Here is an 18,224-nt window from a genome sequence, read left to right as displayed (position 1 = left end):
ATGAAGAACACTGCCATGTTGGTGCTCGACGACGGACGGGTGTTCACCGGCACCGCGTTCGGTGCGGTCGGACAGACGCTGGGGGAGGCCGTCTTCTCCACCGGCATGTCGGGTTACCAGGAGACACTCACCGATCCCAGCTACCACCGCCAGATCGTGGTCGCCACCGCGCCGCAGATCGGCAACACGGGCTGGAACGGTGAGGACGCCGAGAGCCGCGGTGACAAGATCTGGGTCGCGGGGTACGCCGTGCGGGACCCCTCGCCGCGCGCGTCCAACTGGCGCGCCACCGGCACCCTCGACGACGAACTGGTCCGCCAGGGCGTCGTCGGGATCGCGGGCATCGACACCCGCGCCGTCGTCCGCCACCTGCGCACCGTCGGGTCCATGAAGGCCGGCGTCTTCTCCGGGCCGGCCCTGGCCGACGTCGAGGAACTGCTGGCCCGGGTGCGCAGCCAGCCGTCGATGCTGGGCGCCGACCTCGCAGGCGAGGTCAGCACCGACTCGACGTACGTGGTGAGCGCCGACGGTGAGCAGCGCTTCACCGTGGCCGCGCTCGACCTCGGCATCAAGACCAACACGCCGCGCAACTTCGCCAAGCGCGGCATCGAAACCCACGTGCTGCCGTCGAACGCGTCGTTCGACGCCATCGCCGCGCTGAACCCCGACGGGGTGTTCCTCTCCAACGGTCCCGGCGACCCGGCCACCGCCGACCACGTCGTCGAGGTGACCCGCAAGGTGCTCGAGGCGGGAATCCCGTTGCTGGGCATCTGCTTCGGCAATCAGATCCTGGGCCGCGCCCTTGGCCGCTCGACCTACAAGATGACCTTCGGTCACCGCGGGATCAACATCCCGGTCATGGATCACACCACCGGACGGGTCGCGATCACCTCGCAAAATCACGGCTTCGCCCTCGAAGGCGAGGCCGGCGAAGAGTTCGACACCCCGTTCGGCCGGGCCGTCGTCAGCCACACCTGCGCCAACGACGGTGTCGTCGAAGGCATCAAACTCATTGACGGAAGGGCGTTCTCGGTGCAGTACCACCCCGAGTCGGCGGCGGGGCCGCACGATGCCGCATACCTGTTCGACCAATTCGTCGACCTGATGGCGGGGGAGGAGGGCTGATGCCGCGTCGCGAAGACCTCAAGCACGTCCTGGTCATCGGTTCCGGCCCGATCGTGATCGGGCAGGCCTGCGAGTTCGACTACTCCGGTACCCAAGCCTGCCGCGTGCTGCGTGCCGAGGGGCTGCAGGTCACGTTGGTCAACTCCAACCCGGCGACGATCATGACCGACCCCGAGTACGCCGACAACACCTACGTCGAGCCAATCACCGCCGCGTTCGTCGAGAAGATCTTCGCCCAGCACGAGGCGCGCGGGAACAAGATCGACGCCGTGCTCGCGACCCTCGGCGGGCAGACCGCGCTGAACACCGCCGTGGCCCTCTACGAGGGTGGCGTGCTGGAGAAGTACCGCGTGGAGATGATCGGCGCGGACTTCGACGCGATCCAGCGCGGCGAGGACCGGCAGAAGTTCAAGGACATCGTCGCCAAGGTCGGCGGCGAATCGGCCAAGTCACGGGTGTGCTTCACCATGGACGAGGTCCGCGACACCGTCGCGGACTTGGGCTTGCCCGTCGTCGTCCGGCCCTCGTTCACGATGGGCGGGCTGGGTTCCGGCATGGCCTACTCGGTCGAGGACGTCGAGCGGATGGCCGGGGACGGCCTCGCCGCCTCGCCGACGGCCAACGTGCTGATCGAGGAATCCATCTTCGGCTGGAAGGAATTCGAGCTCGAGCTCATGCGCGACCACCGCGACAACGTCGTGGTCGTCTGCTCGATCGAGAACTTCGACCCGATGGGCGTGCACACCGGCGACTCGGTGACCGTCGCCCCGGCGATGACGCTCACCGACCGCGAGTACCAGAGGATGCGCGACCTCGGGATCGCGATCCTGCGCGAGGTCGGCGTCGACACCGGCGGCTGCAACATCCAGTTCGCGATCGACCCGTCCGACGGGCGGCTCGTCGTCATCGAGATGAACCCCCGAGTGTCGCGGTCGAGTGCGCTGGCCTCCAAGGCCACCGGTTTTCCCATCGCGAAGATCGCCGCGAAGCTGGCCATCGGGTACACCCTCGACGAGATCGTCAACGACATCACCAAGGAGACCCCGGCCTGCTTCGAGCCGACGCTGGACTACGTGGTGGTCAAGGCGCCGCGGTTCGCGTTCGAGAAGTTCCCCGGTGCCGACCCCACCCTGACGACCACCATGAAGTCCGTCGGCGAGGCGATGTCGTTGGGCCGCAACTTCATCGAAGCGCTCGGCAAGGTGATGCGCTCGCTGGAGACGCCCGGACGCGGCGGCTTCTGGACCGGCACCGACCCGGACGTGTCGGTCGAGGAACTGCTGACGCGGCTCACGACGCCCACCGACGGCCGGCTCTACGACATCGAGCTGGCCCTGCGGTTGGGCGCCACGGTCGAGGAGGTCGCGAAGGCCTCCGGCGTCGACCCCTGGTTCGTCGACCAGATCGCCGGGCTGGTGCACCTCGCGGAGGAGTTGCGCGACGCGGCCGTGCTGGACGAGGGGCTGCTGCGTGCCGCCAAGCACAGTGGGCTGTCCGACCGGCAGATCGCGGCCCTGCGGCCCGAACTCGCCGGTGAGGACGGCGTTCGCACGCTGCGGCGGCGCCTGGGCGTGCGCCCGGTCTACAAGACGGTGGACACCTGCGCCGCGGAGTTCGAGGCCAAGACGCCGTACCACTACAGCAGCTACGAGATCGACCCCGCCGCCGAGACGGAGGTCGCGCCGCAGACCGACCGGCCGAAGGTGCTGATCCTCGGCTCGGGACCAAACCGGATCGGCCAGGGCATCGAATTCGACTACAGCTGCGTGCACGCCGCCACCACGCTGAGCGAGGTCGGCTTCGAGACCGTCATGGTGAACTGCAACCCCGAGACGGTGTCGACCGACTACGACACCGCCGACCGGCTGTACTTCGAGCCGTTGACCTTCGAGGACGTCCTCGAGGTCTACCACGCCGAATCCGATTCCGGCGCAGGAGGTCCCGGCGTCGTCGGGGTCATCGTTCAACTGGGCGGACAGACGCCGCTGGGCCTGGCCCAGCGGCTCGCCGACGCCGGGGTGCCGATCGTCGGCACCAGTCCGAAGGCGATCGACCTCGCCGAGGATCGCGGCGAGTTCGGCGAGGTGCTCAAGAACGCCGGCCTGCCCGCACCCCGGTTCGGCATGGCGACCAGCTTCGAGCAGGCCCGCCGGATCGCCGCCGACATCGGCTACCCGGTTCTGGTCCGCCCGTCCTACGTCCTGGGCGGGCGCGGCATGGAGATCGTCTACGACGACGAGACGTTGCGCGGGTACATCACCCGTGCCACGCAGCTCTCACCCGAGCACCCCGTGCTGGTCGACCGCTTCCTCGAAGACGCCATCGAGATCGACGTCGACGCGCTGTGCGACGGGTCCGAGGTCTACATCGGCGGGGTGATGGAGCACATCGAGGAGGCGGGCATCCACTCCGGCGACTCGGCGTGCGCCCTGCCGCCGGTGACGCTCGGCAAGCAGGACATCGCCGCGGTGCGCCACGCCACCGAGGCCATCGCCCACGGGATCGGCGTCGTCGGACTCCTCAACGTGCAGTACGCGCTCAAGGACGACGTGCTCTACGTGCTGGAGGCCAATCCGCGCGCGAGCCGCACGGTTCCGTTCGTCTCCAAGGCCACGGCCGTGCCGCTGGCCAAGGCCTGCGCGCGAATCATGCTGGGCGCCAGCATTGCTCAGCTGCGTGAGGAGGGCATGCTGGCTGCCGCCGGTGACGGCGCCGACGCCGCACCGAATGCGCCGATCGCGGTCAAGGAGGCGGTGCTGCCGTTCAACCGGTTCCGCAAGGCCGACGGGTCGCAGGTCGACTCGCTGCTGGGACCGGAGATGAAGTCCACCGGCGAGGTGATGGGCATCGACCGGGACTTCGGAACCGCGTTCGCCAAGAGTCAGACGGCGGCCTACGGATCACTCCCAGCCGCAGGCACGGTGTTCGTCTCGGTGGCCAACCGGGACAAGCGGTCGCTGGTGTTTCCCGTCAAACGGCTCGCCGATCTCGGATTCCGGGTACTCGCGACCGAGGGGACGGCCGAGATGTTGCGCCGCAACGGCATTCCCTGCGACACCGTGCGCAAGCACTTCGAGACACCCAGCCCCGACCGGCCCGCGGCCTCGGCCGTCGACGCCATCCGGGCCGGCGAGGTCGACATGGTCATCAACACCCCCTACGGCAACTCCGGGCCACGCGTCGACGGTTACGAGATTCGGTCGGCGGCCGTGGCGATGAACATCCCGTGCGTCACGACGGTGCAGGGGGCGTCCGCGGCGGTGCAGGGCATCGAAGCGGGCATCCGCGGGGACATCGGCGTGATGTCGTTGCAGGAGTTGCACAGTCGGCTCGGTGGAACGGCGACGTGACCGGTTTCGGGGCCCGGCTGGCCTCGGCGATGGCCGACCGCGGCCCCCTGTGCCTCGGCATCGACCCGCATCCCGAACTGCTGCGGGCCTGGGACCTGCCGGTCGACGTGGCCGGGCTCGCCGCGTTCTGCGACGTCTGCGTACGGGCCTATGAGGGCTTTGCGATCGTCAAACCGCAGGTCGCGTTCTTCGAGAGTCATGGCGCCGCCGGCTACGCGGTACTGGAGACCGTCGTCGCGGAACTGCGTGACGCAGGAGTGCTGGTGCTGGCCGACGCCAAGCGCGGTGACATCGGTTCGACGATGGCGGCCTACGCCGCGGCGTGGGCAGGGGACTCGCCGCTGGCGTGCGACGCCGTGACCGCGTCGCCCTACCTGGGCTTCGAATCGCTGCGACCGCTCCTGGACACCGCCGCGGCGCACGACCGCGGCGTGTTCGTCCTCGCCGCGACGTCGAACCCCGAGGGCGCCGGTGTCCAGCGCGCCGTGGTGGAGGGTCGCACGGTGGCCCAGTCGGTCGTCGACGCCGTGGGCGCCGAGAATCGGACGACGGGTTCGGGGTCGGTGGGCGTCGTCGTCGGCGCGACGCTGACCGAGGTGCCCGACCTCAGCGGCCTCGGGGGACCGGTGCTGTTGCCCGGGGTCGGCGCGCAGGGGGGTCGCCCCGAAGCGCTGGTGGGCCTCGGTGGGGCGACGCCTGGCACGCTGCTGCCCGCGGTGTCACGCGAGGTGCTCAGGGCCGGTCCCGACGTGGGCGCAGTGCGCGCGGCCGCGGAGCGCATGCGCGAGGCCGTCGCCCATCTGGCGGGGTGACCCGGCAAGCAGCAACGGCGGGTCACCGTTTGCCGGAAACCCGCCGTGCCGTTGGAGAGTGATTACAGCGGAATCCACACGGGGCCAAACCAGAAGCCCCAGCCCTGCCCGTTGCCGGCGGGCAGCGGGGTGACCTGCTGACCGTTCCAGTTGAACGGCTGGTGGTCCTGACGGCCCTGGTCGATGCCACGACCCTGCCAGTTCACGGGTGCCCCGCCGCCGTTCGGTCCTCGGTTGTCATCGTGGCGTCCGTCGTCGTGCTGGTTCTGGCCGCACTGCGGCTGACCGGGCATGTTGCACTGCCCGGGGTCGGCCGACGCGGTGCCGAGACCGATGCCGAACAATCCGGTTAGTCCGACTCCGGCGGCCAGCGTCGACGCGTACATGGTGCGCTTGAAGGTCATCAGAATCTCTCTGCTCGTGACGTATTCGTGAGCCGGGTTCGGCTCACCACCATGACGTTAGGGAGCCGACATGGGTGCGATCCCAGACGAGCGTGTGCGCGGGCTATGCGTTCGGTAACGGGACGGCCACCGTTTGCTCACGACGAGATGTTGGTGCAGTGACCTGCGTGACGGAGGCAACCCAAGTGACTGTCGGGGTCTGGCGAGGTGGTCGTCGGGTGTCCCCGACACGCCCGACATGCGGTGACCAGGGAAATTCTCAGTATTTCGACCTCGTCGAAGGACGCCTCGGTCCTCCGGTGCGCCCCGCGGCTCGCGCGATGATCGAGCCGCGGCGCCGAAAATGCCGCCTCACCAGGCACGATGCCGTCAATCCGGCAGCGCGGCCGAGGTCGGCGCCGGGAACGGTGAAAATCGGCAGATTGCCCTACACGCTGCGCTTTTGACCCCGGAACCCGGGGGGTGGGGTTAGCTTTCGTCAGCGGCCGTGGGTACGGTCGTCGTCGCTGGCTGGTTCCCCAACCAGTCAAGACACAAGAAGATGATGGCCAGTACGAAGATGGCGAGAGACGGAGGAACCCGTGGCCCTTCCCCAGTTGACCGACGAGCAGCGCGCGGCAGCGTTGGAGAAGGCTGCCGCCGCACGTCGAGCGCGAGCTGAACTGAAGGATCGACTCAAGCGTGGCGGCACCAACCTCAAGCAGGTCCTCAAGGACGCTGAGAGCGACGAGGTCTTGGGCAAGATGAAGGTTTCCGCGTTGCTCGAGGCGTTGCCGAAGGTCGGCAAGGTCAAGGCGCAGGAAATCATGACCGAGCTCGAGATCGCTCCCACCCGCCGCCTGCGCGGTCTGGGCGATCGTCAGCGCAAGGCCCTGCTGGAAAAGTTCGACTTCACGGCAGATTAGTGCGCCGGCGAAGGACCGGGCGGCGACAGCGATGAGTCGAGTCGTAGTGCTGTCCGGTCCTTCGGCCGTCGGCAAGTCGACCGTGGTGCGGTGCCTGCGGGAGCGGGTGCCCAACCTCTACTTCAGCGTCTCGGCGACCACCAGGTCGCCCCGGCCCGGCGAAGTCGACGGGGTGGACTACACCTTCGTCACCGCCGCGCAATTCCAACAGCTGATCGACGACGGCGCGCTGCTGGAATGGGCCGAGATCCATCGCGGTTTGCACCGCTCGGGAACGCCCGCCGAGCCCGTCCGTGCCGCCGCCCGCGCTGGCCGACCCGTCCTCATCGAGGTCGACCTCGCCGGTGCCCGCTCCGTGAAGGCCGCCATGCCGGAGGCCGTGTCGGTGTTCCTGGCCCCACCCAGCTGGGAGGTGCTGGAGTCCCGACTGGTCGGACGAGGCACCGAAAGCCCCGAGGTGAGGCAGCGCCGGCTGGCCACGGCACGCGACGAACTGGCCGCCCAGCACGACTTCGACGTGGTCGTCGTCAACGCACAATTGGAATTTGCCTGTTCAGAATTGGTATCCTTGCTGATGGGCCACACGCCGGATCAGGCGTGACCGATCAGCAGACAGCTCGGCCCCAGCGAAAACGCCAGGAGATAACTTCGTGACAACCCCTGTCGAGAGCACCGACTCCGACGCCGCCAACGCCTACGACACGCCGCTGGGCATCACCAACCCGCCGATCGACGAGTTGCTGTCCCGCGCCTCGAGCAAGTACGCACTGGTGATCTACGCCGCCAAGCGCGCGCGCCAGATCAACGACTACTACAACCAGCTGGGCGACGGCATCCTCGAGTACGTCGGACCGCTCGTCGAGCCGGGTCTGCAGGAGAAGCCGCTGTCGATCGCCATGCGTGAGATCCACGGCGACCTGCTGGAGCACACCGAGGGCGAACACTAGGCCTCCGGCTTCGACATGACCGAGCGCAAACGGGTCGTCGTGGGTGTCGCGGGCGGCATCGCCGCCTACAAGGCGTGCACGGTGGTCCGCCAGCTCACCGAGGCCGGGCACTCCGTTCGGGTCGTGCCGACGGAGTCCGCGCTGCGGTTCGTCGGTGCCGCCACGTTCGAGGCGCTGTCCGGTCACCCCGTGCGTACCGGGGTCTTCGAAGACGTCGACGAAGTCCCGCACGTCCGCATCGGCCAGGAAGCCGACCTGGTGGTCGTCGCGCCCGCGACCGCGGACCTGATGGCCCGGGCGGCCGCCGGCCGTGCCGACGACCTCCTCACGGCGACCCTGTTGACGGCCCGATGTCCGGTGCTCTTCGCGCCAGCGATGCACACCGAGATGTGGTTTCACCCCGCCACGGTCGACAACGTCGACACCCTGCGCCGTCGCGGAAACGTGGTCCTCGAACCCGCGTCGGGCCGTCTCACCGGGGCCGACACCGGTGCGGGCCGCCTGCCCGAGCCCGACGAGATCACCGCGCTGGCCCAGCTGCTACTGGACCGCCCCGACGCCCTGCCCTACGACCTCGCCGGCTTCAAGGTGCTCGTCACCGCAGGCGGTACCCGCGAAGCCCTCGACCCGGTGCGGTTCATCGGCAACCGCAGCTCGGGCAAGCAGGGGTACGCCGTGGCCCGCGTCGCCGCCCAGCGTGGCGCCGACGTCACCCTCATCGCGGGAAACACCGTCGGCCTTGCCGACCCCGCCGGCGTCAGCGTCGTGCACGTCGGGTCGGCCCATCAACTGCAGGACGCCGTCTCCAAGCGCGCGCCCGACGCCCACGTCCTCGTGATGGCCGCGGCGGTCGCCGACTTCCGGCCCACCCACGTGGAGACCAGCAAGATCAAGAAGTCCCACGAGCCCGGCGCCGCCGCCGCTCCCGTCATCGAACTGACCCGGACCGACGACGTGCTCGCCGGCATCGTGCGGGCCCGCGCCGACGGACAGCTGCCCAACATGCGCGCCGTCGTCGGATTCGCCGCCGAAACCGGCGACGCGAACGGTGACGTGCTGTTCCATGCGCGCGCGAAGCTGCAGCGCAAGGGCTGCGATCTCCTGGTCGTGAACGCCGTCGGCGAGGGCAAGGCCTTCGAGGTCGACAACAACGACGGGTGGCTCCTGGCGGCAGACGGCAACGACGTCGCGCTGGAGCACGGTTCGAAGACGCTGATGTCTAGCCGTATCGTGGACGCGATCGCTGCGTTCCTCGGAAACCGTGGGATGTGACGGGCTCGTCGGCAGCACCCTGCGCATAAGGGTTGCGGCCCGCCGGGACGCACGCTTGGCTGCTTCAGGAACTCGAAATGATTCGCACAACTAAGCTTCAGAAGGGGATGACGACGTGAGCAAAGGTCGGCTGTTTACCAGCGAGTCGGTGACCGAAGGGCATCCCGACAAGATCTGCGACGCCATCAGCGACTCCGTGCTCGACTCGCTGCTCGCCGCGGACCCCAAGTCCCGCGTCGCCGTCGAAACCGCTGTGACCACCGGCCAGGTGCACGTCATCGGCGAGGTCACCACGTCGGCGAAGGAGGCGTTCGCCGACATCAACGACACGGTCCGCAAGCGCATCCTCGAGATCGGCTACGACTCGTCGGAGAAGGGCTTCGACGGCGAGACCGCGGGCGTCAACATCGGCATCGGCCGCCAGTCACCCGACATCGCCCAAGGCGTCGACACCGCCCACGAGACGCGCGTCGAGGGCGGAGCCGACCCGCTGGACCTGCAGGGTGCCGGCGACCAGGGCCTGATGTTCGGATACGCCATCAAGGACACCCCGGAGCTGATGCCGCTGCCGATCGCTCTGGCGCATCGCCTGGCCCGCCGGCTGACCGAGGTCCGTAAGAGCGGCAAGCTCGACTACCTGCGGCCGGACGGCAAGACGCAGGTCACCGTGCAGTACGACGGCGTGACTCCCGTGCGGCTCGACACCGTGGTGCTGTCCACGCAGCATGCCGAGGGTGTCGACCTGGACGAGCAGCTGGCTCCCGACATCCGCGAGCAGGTCGTCAACGCCGTGCTCACCGATCTCAACCACGACACGCTGGACACGTCGGACTTCCGGCTGCTGGTGAACCCGACCGGCAAGTTCGTGCTCGGCGGCCCGATGGGCGACGCCGGCCTGACCGGCCGCAAGATCATCGTCGACACCTACGGCGGCTGGGCCCGCCACGGCGGCGGCGCGTTCTCGGGCAAGGATCCGTCGAAGGTGGACCGCTCCGCGGCCTACGCGATGCGCTGGGTGGCCAAGAACGTCGTCGCGGCCGGGCTGGCCGAACGCGTCGAGGTGCAGGTGGCCTACGCCATCGGCAAGGCGGCCCCCGTCGGCCTGTTCGTCGAGACCTTCGGTTCCGAGACCGTCGACCCCGCTCGCATCGAGAAGGCCATCACCTCGGTCTTCGACCTGCGCCCGGGTGCGATCGTCCGCGATCTGGACCTGCTGCGCCCCATCTACGCGCCGACGGCGGCCTACGGTCACTTCGGCCGCACCGACGTCGACCTGCCGTGGGAGCGCACGGACAAGGTGGAGGAGCTCAAGGCTTCCGTTTAACCTGCCGACAAGACGCAAATGGCCCTGAATCCGTGCGATTCAGGGCCTTTTGCGACTGTTCACGCGGGTCGGGTCGGCGTGGCGCGGCGCAATCCAGCAGGATGGCGTCATGGATCACGTCACCTTCGTGCCGACCGTCGACCAACTGGCCTACACCTTCGGCGGCGCCGCGCCGGTGATGCGCATCAAGCCGGGGACCGCGCTGACGCTGTGGACCGAGGACGCCTATGGCGGCCGCATCACCAGTGCGGCCGACGTCGCGACCACCGCGCTCGACACCGAGGACCTCAACCCCCAGACCGGACCGTTCTGGATCGAGGGCGCCCAGCCGGGGGACACCCTCGCGGTGCACCTGGTCGACCTGACGCCCGCCCGCACCTGGGGGGCGTCGACCCTGATTCCGTTCTTCGGCGGGCTCACCAGCGTCCCGGCCAGTCCCACCCTGCAGGACCCGCTGCCCGAACGCACGTACGTCTACGACTACGACGCCGGCACCGAGACCCTCGGATTCTCCGCCCTTGCCAGTGACTTTCAGCTCCGCCTGCCGTCGAATCCGATGCTGGGCACGGTCGGCGTCGCCCCTGCCCGACGCGAGGTGCGCACCTCGCTGGTGCCGGACTACTTCGGCGGCAATATGGACAGTCCCGAAATGGCCGCGGGCGCAACGTGTTACCTGCGGGTCAACGTCGACGGTGCGTTGTTCTCCCTCGGCGACGGGCATTACCGCCAGGGCGAGGGCGAATCCTGCGGAACCGCGGTCGAGGGGGCGATGCACGTGACGGCCATCGTCGACCTCGTCAAGGGCGGCGGCCCGGCGTGGCCGAGGATCGAGAACGACACCCACCTGATGTGCATCGGGTCTGGACGGCCGCTGGAGGAGGCGTGGCGGGCCGGCCAGGTCGAGATGATCGGTTGGCTCGGCGAGCTCTACGGTCTCGACCGTCTGGACGCCTACCAGCTGCTGACTCAGATCTCGGAGGTACCGATCGCGAATGTGGTCGACACCAATTACAGTGCCGTGACCAAGGTCGACAAGCGGCTGCTGCCGAACGCGTCGGCCTTTGGTGGCATCCACGACGAAATGCGCAGGGCGGCACGGTCACTGGGCTCGATTTCTTACTGAGGGGACGACGACCATGGATCTTGGACTGTCCGGCAAGCGCTTCCTGGTCACGGGCGGCACCAGGGGCATCGGACGGGCGGTGGTCGACGGGCTGCTGGCCGAGGGTGCGGCCGTGGCCTACTGCGCCCGCACGGTGGAGGCGGGATCGGGGCCGGAATCGGCGATCGGCACCGCCGTCGACGTGGGTGACGCGGACGCGTTGAAGAAGTGGGTCGACGACAGTGCCAGCGCGCTCGGTGGGGTCGACGGCGTCGTGGCGAACGTCAGCGCGCTGGCGATCCCCGACAGCCAGGAGAATTGGCGCACCACCTTCGAGGTCGACCTCATGGGCACCGTCGGACTGGTGGAGGCGGCGCTGCCGTCGCTGCTGGAGTCGGGCACGGGGTCGATCGTGACCATCTCCAGCGTCTCGGGCCGCGAGATCGACTTCGCCTCGGGACCATACGGAACGATGAAGGCCGCCATCATCCACTACACGCAGGGCCTGGCCTTCAACCTCGCCGGCCAGGGTGTGCGGGCCAACACCGTCAGCCCCGGCAACACCTACTTCCCGGGTGGGGTGTGGCCCTCCATCGAGCAGAACGACCCCGAGCTGTTCGCCACGGCCATGGCGCTCAACCCGACCGGTCGCATGGCTACTCCGCAGGAGGTCGCCAATGCCGTTGTGTTCCTGAGCAGTTCGGCCGCCAGCTTCATCACCGGCACCAACCTCGTCGTCGACGGCGCCCTGACCCGCGGCGTGCAGTTCTGATCGGCTAGTTGCTGAACTCGTAGTCGCGCAGGGGGAAGCGGCGGCTGCGCCACATCGCCTCCGCGGTGGTGGTGGGGCGCAGCGGCACGTCCCCGTTCTGGTCGAAGTAATAACTGTTGGCCAAGGCGCAGCTGTCTTGCCAGAAGATCTGGCGGTGCCGCTTGCGCATCATCTCGGCGAAGTAGCGGTCGTTGGCTTCGGCCGACACCTCGACCCGGGTGGCCGCTCGTCGTGAGGCCTGCACCAGGCAGCGCACGATGTGGTGGGTCTGAGCCTCGATGAGGGCGAAGTACGACGAACCGACGTAGCCGTAGGGCCCCATCACGGTGAAGAAGTTGGGGAACCCGGGGATGCTGACGCCTTCGTAGGCCTGCAGTCGTCGCTCGGTCCAGAACTGGCTCAGCGACGTGCCGTCCGCTCCGGTCACCGGGAACGTCGGCAGGCTGTCGACGTCCATCACTTTGAAGCCGGTGGCCAGGATCAGTACGTCCACCTCGCGCAGCGCGCCGTCGACCGTGGCGACGCCCGACCCGGTGATCTTCTCGATCGGCTCGGTGACCAACTCCACGTTCTCGCGGTTGTAGGTCGACAGGTACGTGTTGTGGAACCCGGGACGCTTGCACCCGACCGCGTACCGCGGCGTGAGCTTCTCGCGCACCGCCGGATCGTGCACCTCACGCCGGAGGAAGGCCCGGCCCATCTTCTCGGCGCGGTTGGCCAGCGGGAAGACCCCGTAGTACTGCGCCGAGATCGTGAACGTCAGCTCGACGTAGGCCTGACTCAGCAGGCGCTGGAGCACCTTTCCGCCCGGTATGCGCATCAACCGGCGGGCCGCGGCGGGCAGCGGCACGTCCAACTTGGGCATGCACCAGATCGGGGTGCGTTGGTAGACGGTGAGGTGCTCGACGATCGGGGCGATCTCCGGAATCACCTGAACGGCTGAGGCGCCGGTGCCGATGATCGCCACGCGCTTGCCGGTCAGGTCTTGCGAGTGGTCCCACCGGGCGGTGTGCATCGTGACCCCGCCGAAGCCGTCGACCCCGTCGATGTCGGGCAGGTTGGGCACGGTGAGCACCCCGCTGCCGTTGATCAGGAAGCGTGCCGTCAGCACGCCTCCGTCGTCCAGTTCGACGCGCCAGCAGTCGGACTCGTCGTCGAAGGCCGCCGAGGTCACCATCGTGCCGAACCGGATCCTGGAGCGCAGCCCGTACCGGTCGACGCAGTGCTGGGCGTAGCGCTTCAACTCCGCGCCCTTGGCGTAGGTGCGCGACCAGTCGGCGCTCTGCTCGAACGAGAACTGGTAGGAGAACGACGGAATGTCCACGGCAATGCCGGGATAGGTGTTCCAGTGCCAGGTGCCGCCGGGTTCGTCACCGGCTTCGACGATCTGGTAGTCACCGAGACCGGCCTTGTCGAGCTGGATCGCCGCGCCGATGCCGGAGAATCCGGCACCGACGATGAGGGTGGTGAAGTCGGGTTGGGTCACGAATGCCTCCGTCGACGTCGACTGGGCAGAAGGTTACGCCGTCGGTCCCACGTGGAGGGCCGCCTTGAGCGCCGCGAGACCGCGATTGGTGGCCTCGGTGGCGGCCGGTGACGCCATCGCCAGGCTGACGTAGCCGTGCACCATCGTCGGTTCGTTGCTCAGCTGCACGGGAACACCTGCCGCGCCGAGCAATTCGGCGTACCTGCCGCCGTCGTCGCGCAGCGGGTCGTGCTCGGCGGTGCCGATGAAGGCCGGTGCCAGGCCCGTCAGGTCGGCCGCGTTGGCCGGGGCGAGGTCGGTCGGCAGGGTGGCGTGGTCGGACATGTCGAGCCCCGGCAGGTACCACGTCAGGAAGGCCGTCATCACCTCGGCGTTGAGGATCGGAGCGTCGGCGTTCTCGACGAACGACCGTGCGGTGAGGTCGCCGACGGCCACCGGGTACCACAGCAACTGAAACGCGAGGTTCGGCCCGCCGGCGTTCTTGGCCCGCAGCGCCATCACCGCCGACAGGTTGCCCCCTGCCGAGTCACCCGCCACGGCGATCCGCGCGGGGTCCCCGCCGAGTTCCTCGGCGTGCTCGGCCACCCAGCGAAGCGCCGCCCAGGCGTCCTCCACCCCGGCGGGAAACGGATGCTCCGGAGCCAGCCGGTAGTCGACGGACACCACGATGGCCTTGGCCCCGACGGCGTGGGCCCGCGCGACGTGGTCATGGGTGTCGAGGTCGCCGATCGCCCAGCCGCCGCCGTGGTAGAACACGACCACCGGAAGGGCGGCGTCGGTCGGCACGGGCGGCCAGTAGATGCGGACCGGGATGTCGGCGAGGTCGCCGTAGCCGACCGTGCGCTCCTCGATTCGCATGTCGGTTGACATCTCCGCCGGTGGCTTGACCGCCCGGAACCGCTCGCGGGCCACCTCGACGCCGTCGTCGACGGTGAAGTCCAACGGCACCGCGTCGAGCAGCATCTTGAGGATGGGGTCGATTGCGGGCCGCTCGGACGTCGTCTCCGTCATGTGCCTCAGGCTAGCGCGCGACGCAGTGCGGACAGCCCGCGCTCGACGGCGTCGGTGGCCGCGGGGACGACGCCGTGATAGCCCAGGTAGCCGTGCACCAGCGTGGTGGCGTCGTGCACCTCCACCGGCACCCCGGCGGACCGCAGCAGTTCGGCGTACTGCACGCCGTCGTCGTGCAGGGGGTCGTAACCCGCGACCGCGACGTACGCGGGTGCCAGGCCGGCGAAGTCCGTGGCCCGGCCGGGCACCAGGGTCGCGGGCGGATCCTCGAGGTCTTGTCCGGCGGCGTACCAGCGGGAGAACTGGGCGACCGCATCCAGCGCGAGGATGGGTGCGTCGGCGTTCTCGGTGAACGACGGCAGCGACGTGTCCCACGTCGTCGCCGGGTACCACAGCAGCTGGAAGGCGATCGTCGGCCCGCCGCCGTCGCGGGCCAGCTGCGCCACGACCGCCGCGAGGTTTCCGCCCGCCGAGTCGCCCGCGACCGCAAGGCGCGTCGGGTCGGCGCCGAGTTCGTCGGCGTGCTTGGCGACCCACTGCGTCGCGGCCCAGACGTCGTCGACCGCCGCCGGGTACGGATGCTCGGGGGCCAGGCGGTAGTCCACCGACACCACCAGCGCACCGGAGCCCACCGCGTGCCTGCGGGCGTCGTTGTCGTAGGTGTCGAGGTCGCCGACCACCCAGCCGCCGCCGTGAAAGAACAGCACCACCGGGACCGGGTCGTCACCCGCGTCGGGCGGCCAGTACAGCCGGATGGGGATCGGGCCGCCGGGGCCGTCGACCGTGCGGTCCTCGACGCGCAACTCCTGGTGCACGGGGTGGCGAGGCAGGTCGCGGAACCGCTGACGGGCCGCCTCGGGACCCCCCTCGGTCGTCAACTGGAACGGAACCGCTTCCAGTACCTTCTGCAGGATGGCATCCAGTGGGGGCTTGTCGGAGGATTCCTCGGTGACGGGCATCGGCTCACCGTACGCAGCACCGACGACGTGGACGCTGTGGGGCGCGGCAGCGGTCGTGGCCGCCGGCTACGGAGTGTTCCTGGTGGTGGTGGCGCTGCAGTCACCCGCAGGCGCCGAGCTCACCGGGCGGTTTGGTGCGCAGCCTGCGGTCAAGGCGCTGGCCGCGGTGCTGCTCGCCGCCGCCGCCCTGACCCACCCCCTTCGGCGGGAGCGACGCTGGTTGGTGCCGGCGCTGCTGTTCTCCGCGGCGGGGGACTTCCTCCTTGCGATGCCGTGGTGGGAGCCGTCGTTCGTGCTCGGGCTCGGCGCGTTCCTGGTCGCCCACCTGTGCTTCCTGACGGCGCTGTGGCCCCTGCGGGGCGCGGCGCCGGCCAGGGTGGCCGTCGCGGTCGTCGTTTGCGTGGCCTGCGTGACGCTGCTGATCTGGTTCTGGCCGCGGTTGACCGCCGACGGCTTGACCGTTCCGGTCGTCGCCTACATGGCCGTCCTGGGCGCGATGGTGTGCGCGGCGTTGCTGGCCGAGCTCCCGACGCCGTGGACCGCATTGGGCGCGGTGTGCTTCGCGGTCTCCGACGGGATGATCGGGATCGGTCGCTTCGTCCTGGATGCCGGAGCCGGGCTGCCGGCGACATCGAACTCGGAGGCCCTGGCGGTGCCGATCTGGTGGGCCTACGCGGCGTCGTTGCTGTTGATCACTGCCGGGCTGTTCTTCGGGCGGAACGGCTCGTCGGAACTGTCTGTTACACAACCCACGTGACCGACGTCAGGCAGGCCGCCGAGCACGAACCGGTCGCCCGGGTGCTCCCGATGCTCACGGTGCCGCACCTCGACCGCGACTTCGACTACCTCGTCAGCGCCGAGCAGTCCGACGACGCGCAACCCGGTGTGCGGGTCAAGGTGCGCTTTCACGGCCGGCTCGTCGACGGGTTCGTCCTGGAACGCCGCTCCGACACCGACCACGAGGGGAAGCTCGGCTGGCTGGATCGGGTGGTGTCGAGCGAACGGGTCTTGACACCCGACGTGCGGCGACTGGTCGACGCGGTCGCCGCGCGTTACGCAGGCACCCGTCCCGACGTGCTGCGCCTCGCCGTCCCGCCCCGCCACGCGACGGTCGAGAAGCAACCCGTCCCGGAGCCACCCGCCGTGGTCGCGCCTGCGGTCGACCCGGCGGCGTGGGCCGACTATCACCGCGGCTCGCAGTTCCTCGATGCGCTGGCCGAGGGCCGCGCGGCCCGGGCGGTCTGGCAGGCGTTGCCCGGCGAGCGGTGGGCCGACCGGCTCGCCGAAGCCGCTGCCGTGGTGGTCAGCTCCGGACGGTCGGTACTGGCCGTCATGCCTGACCAGCGCGACGTCGACGCCCTGCATGCCGCCGCGGTGCGACACGTCGGCGAGGGCGTGGCCGTCGCGTTGTCGGCAGGTCTCGGCCCCTCGGCGCGCTACCGCCGCTGGCTGTCGGTGCTGCGGGGCCACGCCCGGTTCGTCATCGGGACCCGCAGTGCGGTGTTCGCGCCCGTCGTCGACCTCGGCCTGGTCATGGTGTGGGACGACGGCGACGACACGCTGGCCGAGCCACGCTCGCCCTACCCGCACGCACGCGAGGTGGCCATGTTGCGCGCCCATCAACTGCGATGCGCGGCGTTGATCGGCGGTTACGCCCGCACCGCGGAGGCTCATGCGCTGGTCGCCAGCCGATGGGCCCACGATCTGGTGGCCCCTCGACCGACCGTGCGGACGCGCAGCCCGCGGGTGGTCGCGCTCGACGACAGCGCCTTCGCCCAGGAACGCGATCCCGCCGCCCACACCGCCCGGTTGCCGACGATGGCCCTCGACGCGGCCAGGGCCGCGCTGCGGTCCGGTCATCCGGTGCTGGTGCAGGTGCCGCGGCGCGGCTACGTGCCCGCCCTGGCCTGCGGGAAGTGCCGCACCATCGCCAGGTGTCGGCATTGCACCGGACCCATGTCGTTGCCCGACCGCGCCGCGGGAGCCGTGTGCCGGTGGTGCGGCCGGGTCGAGCCGTCGCTGCGGTGCGTGCGCTGCGGGTCCGACGCCGTGCGCGCCGTCGTCGTCGGGGCCCGCCGCACGGCCGAGGAATTGGGCCGGGCCCTGCCGGGCACCACGGTCATCACCTCCGGCGGCGACGCCATGGTCGCCGAGGTGCCCGCCACGCCGTCGCTGGTCGTGTCGACCCCTGGCGCCGAGCCGACGGTGCCCGGCGGATACGGCGCGGCGCTGCTGCTCGACGGCTGGGCACTGCTGGGGCGTCAAGACCTTCGGGCGTCGGAGGACGCCTTGCGCCGGTGGATGGCGGCCGCCGCGCTCGTCCGGTCCCGCGGCGACGGCGGGGTGGTCGCCGTGGTTGCCGAAACCGCGATCCCGACGGTGCAGGCGTTGATCCGGTGGGATCCCGTCGGCCACGCCGACGCCGAACTCGCCGCCAGGACCGACGTCGGTCTGCCACCGGCGGTGCACATGGCCGCGGTCGACGGTCCGCCGGCGGCCGTGGCGGCCCTGATCGAGGCCGCCCGCCTTCCGGACGGCTCCGACGTGCTCGGACCCGTCGACCTACCCGCCGGTGCGCGGGCGCTGCCCGGTGCCGACCGCGATGCCGAGGTGAGCCGGATGCTGGTCCGTGTTTCGCGCAGTACCGGGCTGGAATTGGCCTCCGCGCTGCGCCGCGCCACCGGCGTGTTCAGCGCCCGCCACGATCAACCGCCAGTTCGTGTGCAGATCGACCCGTTGCACATAGGGTGAGTCC

16 protein-coding genes are annotated in these 18,224 nt (G+C 69.7%); 12 read left to right on the top strand and 4 right to left on the bottom strand.

Annotation, left to right across the window (positions count from 1 at the left end):
* Genes carA through pyrF form a run of 3 tightly spaced genes read left to right on the top strand, consistent with a single transcriptional unit; the run spans position 1 to position 5,287 of the window.
* Positions 1-1,125 (top strand): glutamine-hydrolyzing carbamoyl-phosphate synthase small subunit, encoded by a 1,125-nt coding sequence (carA, locus tag H7K45_RS20660; RefSeq protein WP_263998380.1) that lies wholly within the window; start codon positions 1-3, stop codon positions 1,123-1,125.
* A complete protein-coding gene (gene carB / locus H7K45_RS20655) occupies positions 1,125-4,475 on the top strand; it encodes a carbamoyl-phosphate synthase large subunit (RefSeq protein ID WP_263997830.1) in 3,351 nt (1,116 codons plus the stop codon). The genes carA and carB overlap by 1 nt, the downstream gene beginning before the upstream one ends.
* Positions 4,472-5,287, top strand: coding sequence for an orotidine-5'-phosphate decarboxylase (gene pyrF, locus H7K45_RS20650; RefSeq protein ID WP_263997829.1), 816 nt, complete (start codon positions 4,472-4,474; stop codon positions 5,285-5,287). Before carB ends, pyrF begins: the two co-directional genes overlap by 4 nt.
* A 62-nt stretch (positions 5,288-5,349) precedes the next feature.
* Here the strand turns inward: pyrF and H7K45_RS20645 are convergent, their stop codons facing one another.
* Complete coding sequence (locus H7K45_RS20645) at positions 5,350-5,691, bottom strand: hypothetical protein (RefSeq protein WP_263997828.1); 342 nt, start codon at positions 5,689-5,691, stop codon at positions 5,350-5,352.
* Positions 5,692-6,272: 581 nt separating this feature from the next.
* Here H7K45_RS20645 and mihF point away from each other — a divergent pair.
* The 7 genes from mihF (at position 6,273) to H7K45_RS20610 (ending at position 12,013) form a co-directional block, all read left to right on the top strand.
* Positions 6,273-6,596 (top strand): integration host factor, actinobacterial type, encoded by a 324-nt coding sequence (gene mihF, locus H7K45_RS20640; RefSeq protein WP_057165041.1) that lies wholly within the window; start codon positions 6,273-6,275, stop codon positions 6,594-6,596.
* A gap of 31 nt (positions 6,597-6,627) precedes the next feature.
* The gene (gene gmk / locus H7K45_RS20635; RefSeq protein WP_263997827.1) at positions 6,628-7,197 is read left to right on the top strand and encodes a guanylate kinase; all 570 of its coding nucleotides are present in this window, start codon (positions 6,628-6,630) and stop codon (positions 7,195-7,197) included.
* A gap of 49 nt (positions 7,198-7,246) precedes the next feature.
* Positions 7,247-7,543, top strand: a complete 297-nt coding sequence (gene rpoZ / locus H7K45_RS20630; RefSeq protein WP_149479183.1) for a DNA-directed RNA polymerase subunit omega — start codon at positions 7,247-7,249, stop codon at positions 7,541-7,543.
* Positions 7,544-7,558: 15 nt separating this feature from the next.
* Positions 7,559-8,815, top strand: coding sequence for a bifunctional phosphopantothenoylcysteine decarboxylase/phosphopantothenate--cysteine ligase CoaBC (gene coaBC / locus H7K45_RS20625; RefSeq protein WP_263997826.1), 1,257 nt, complete (start codon positions 7,559-7,561; stop codon positions 8,813-8,815).
* Positions 8,816-8,930: 115 nt separating this feature from the next.
* Positions 8,931-10,139, top strand: a complete 1,209-nt coding sequence (gene metK / locus H7K45_RS20620; RefSeq protein WP_263997825.1) for a methionine adenosyltransferase — start codon at positions 8,931-8,933, stop codon at positions 10,137-10,139.
* 109 nt (positions 10,140-10,248) lie between these two features.
* Positions 10,249-11,262 (top strand): acetamidase/formamidase family protein, encoded by a 1,014-nt coding sequence (locus H7K45_RS20615; RefSeq protein WP_263997824.1) that lies wholly within the window; start codon positions 10,249-10,251, stop codon positions 11,260-11,262.
* 13 nt (positions 11,263-11,275) lie between these two features.
* Positions 11,276-12,013, top strand: coding sequence for an SDR family NAD(P)-dependent oxidoreductase (locus H7K45_RS20610; RefSeq protein WP_263997823.1), 738 nt, complete (start codon positions 11,276-11,278; stop codon positions 12,011-12,013).
* 4 nt (positions 12,014-12,017) lie between these two features.
* On the opposite strand, the gene H7K45_RS20605 is transcribed toward H7K45_RS20610, so the two are convergent.
* Genes H7K45_RS20605 through H7K45_RS20595 form a run of 3 tightly spaced genes read right to left on the bottom strand, consistent with a single transcriptional unit; the run spans position 12,018 to position 15,469 of the window.
* A complete protein-coding gene (locus tag H7K45_RS20605) occupies positions 12,018-13,499 on the bottom strand; it encodes a flavin-containing monooxygenase (protein ID WP_263997822.1) in 1,482 nt (493 codons plus the stop codon).
* A 33-nt stretch (positions 13,500-13,532) separates the two neighbouring features.
* Positions 13,533-14,510 (bottom strand): alpha/beta hydrolase, encoded by a 978-nt coding sequence (locus tag H7K45_RS20600; protein ID WP_263997821.1) that lies wholly within the window; start codon positions 14,508-14,510, stop codon positions 13,533-13,535.
* 5 nt (positions 14,511-14,515) lie between these two features.
* On the bottom strand, positions 14,516-15,469 hold the full coding sequence (locus H7K45_RS20595) for an alpha/beta hydrolase (protein WP_263997820.1): 954 nt from the start codon (positions 15,467-15,469) through the stop codon (positions 14,516-14,518).
* Here H7K45_RS20595 and H7K45_RS20590 point away from each other — a divergent pair.
* Positions 15,423-16,226, top strand: coding sequence for a lysoplasmalogenase (locus H7K45_RS20590; RefSeq protein WP_263997819.1), 804 nt, complete (start codon positions 15,423-15,425; stop codon positions 16,224-16,226). The two genes, H7K45_RS20595 and H7K45_RS20590, sit on opposite strands and share 47 nt — an antisense overlap.
* Positions 16,223-18,220 carry a primosomal protein N' gene (locus H7K45_RS20585; RefSeq protein ID WP_263997818.1) on the top strand — a complete coding sequence of 666 codons (1,998 nt, stop codon included), beginning with the start codon at positions 16,223-16,225 and terminating at the stop codon, positions 18,218-18,220. Before H7K45_RS20590 ends, H7K45_RS20585 begins: the two co-directional genes overlap by 4 nt.
* The last annotated feature ends 4 nt before the right edge of the window (positions 18,221-18,224 follow it).

It is taken from the genome of Mycobacterium yunnanensis, assembly GCF_025823185.1.
GTDB lineage: Bacteria > Actinomycetota > Actinomycetes > Mycobacteriales > Mycobacteriaceae > Mycobacterium > Mycobacterium yunnanensis.
This window is presented reverse-complemented; position numbering and strand designations above follow the sequence as displayed.

Coding starts and splice junctions, on each gene's coding strand:
- H7K45_RS20595 (WP_263997820.1), bottom strand. CDS start 15,469: ATGCCCGTCACCGAGGAATCCTCCGACAAGCCCCCACTGGATGCCATC.
- carA (WP_263998380.1), top strand. CDS start 1: ATGAAGAACACTGCCATGTTGGTGCTCGACGACGGACGGGTGTTCACC.
- H7K45_RS20610 (WP_263997823.1), top strand. CDS start 11,276: ATGGATCTTGGACTGTCCGGCAAGCGCTTCCTGGTCACGGGCGGCACC.
- H7K45_RS20600 (WP_263997821.1), bottom strand. CDS start 14,510: ATGACGGAGACGACGTCCGAGCGGCCCGCAATCGACCCCATCCTCAAG.
- coaBC (WP_263997826.1), top strand. CDS start 7,559: ATGACCGAGCGCAAACGGGTCGTCGTGGGTGTCGCGGGCGGCATCGCC.
- carB (WP_263997830.1), top strand. CDS start 1,125: ATGCCGCGTCGCGAAGACCTCAAGCACGTCCTGGTCATCGGTTCCGGC.
- H7K45_RS20645 (WP_263997828.1), bottom strand. CDS start 5,691: ATGACCTTCAAGCGCACCATGTACGCGTCGACGCTGGCCGCCGGAGTC.
- gmk (WP_263997827.1), top strand. CDS start 6,628: ATGAGTCGAGTCGTAGTGCTGTCCGGTCCTTCGGCCGTCGGCAAGTCG.
- H7K45_RS20590 (WP_263997819.1), top strand. CDS start 15,423: ATGGCATCCAGTGGGGGCTTGTCGGAGGATTCCTCGGTGACGGGCATC.
- H7K45_RS20615 (WP_263997824.1), top strand. CDS start 10,249: ATGGATCACGTCACCTTCGTGCCGACCGTCGACCAACTGGCCTACACC.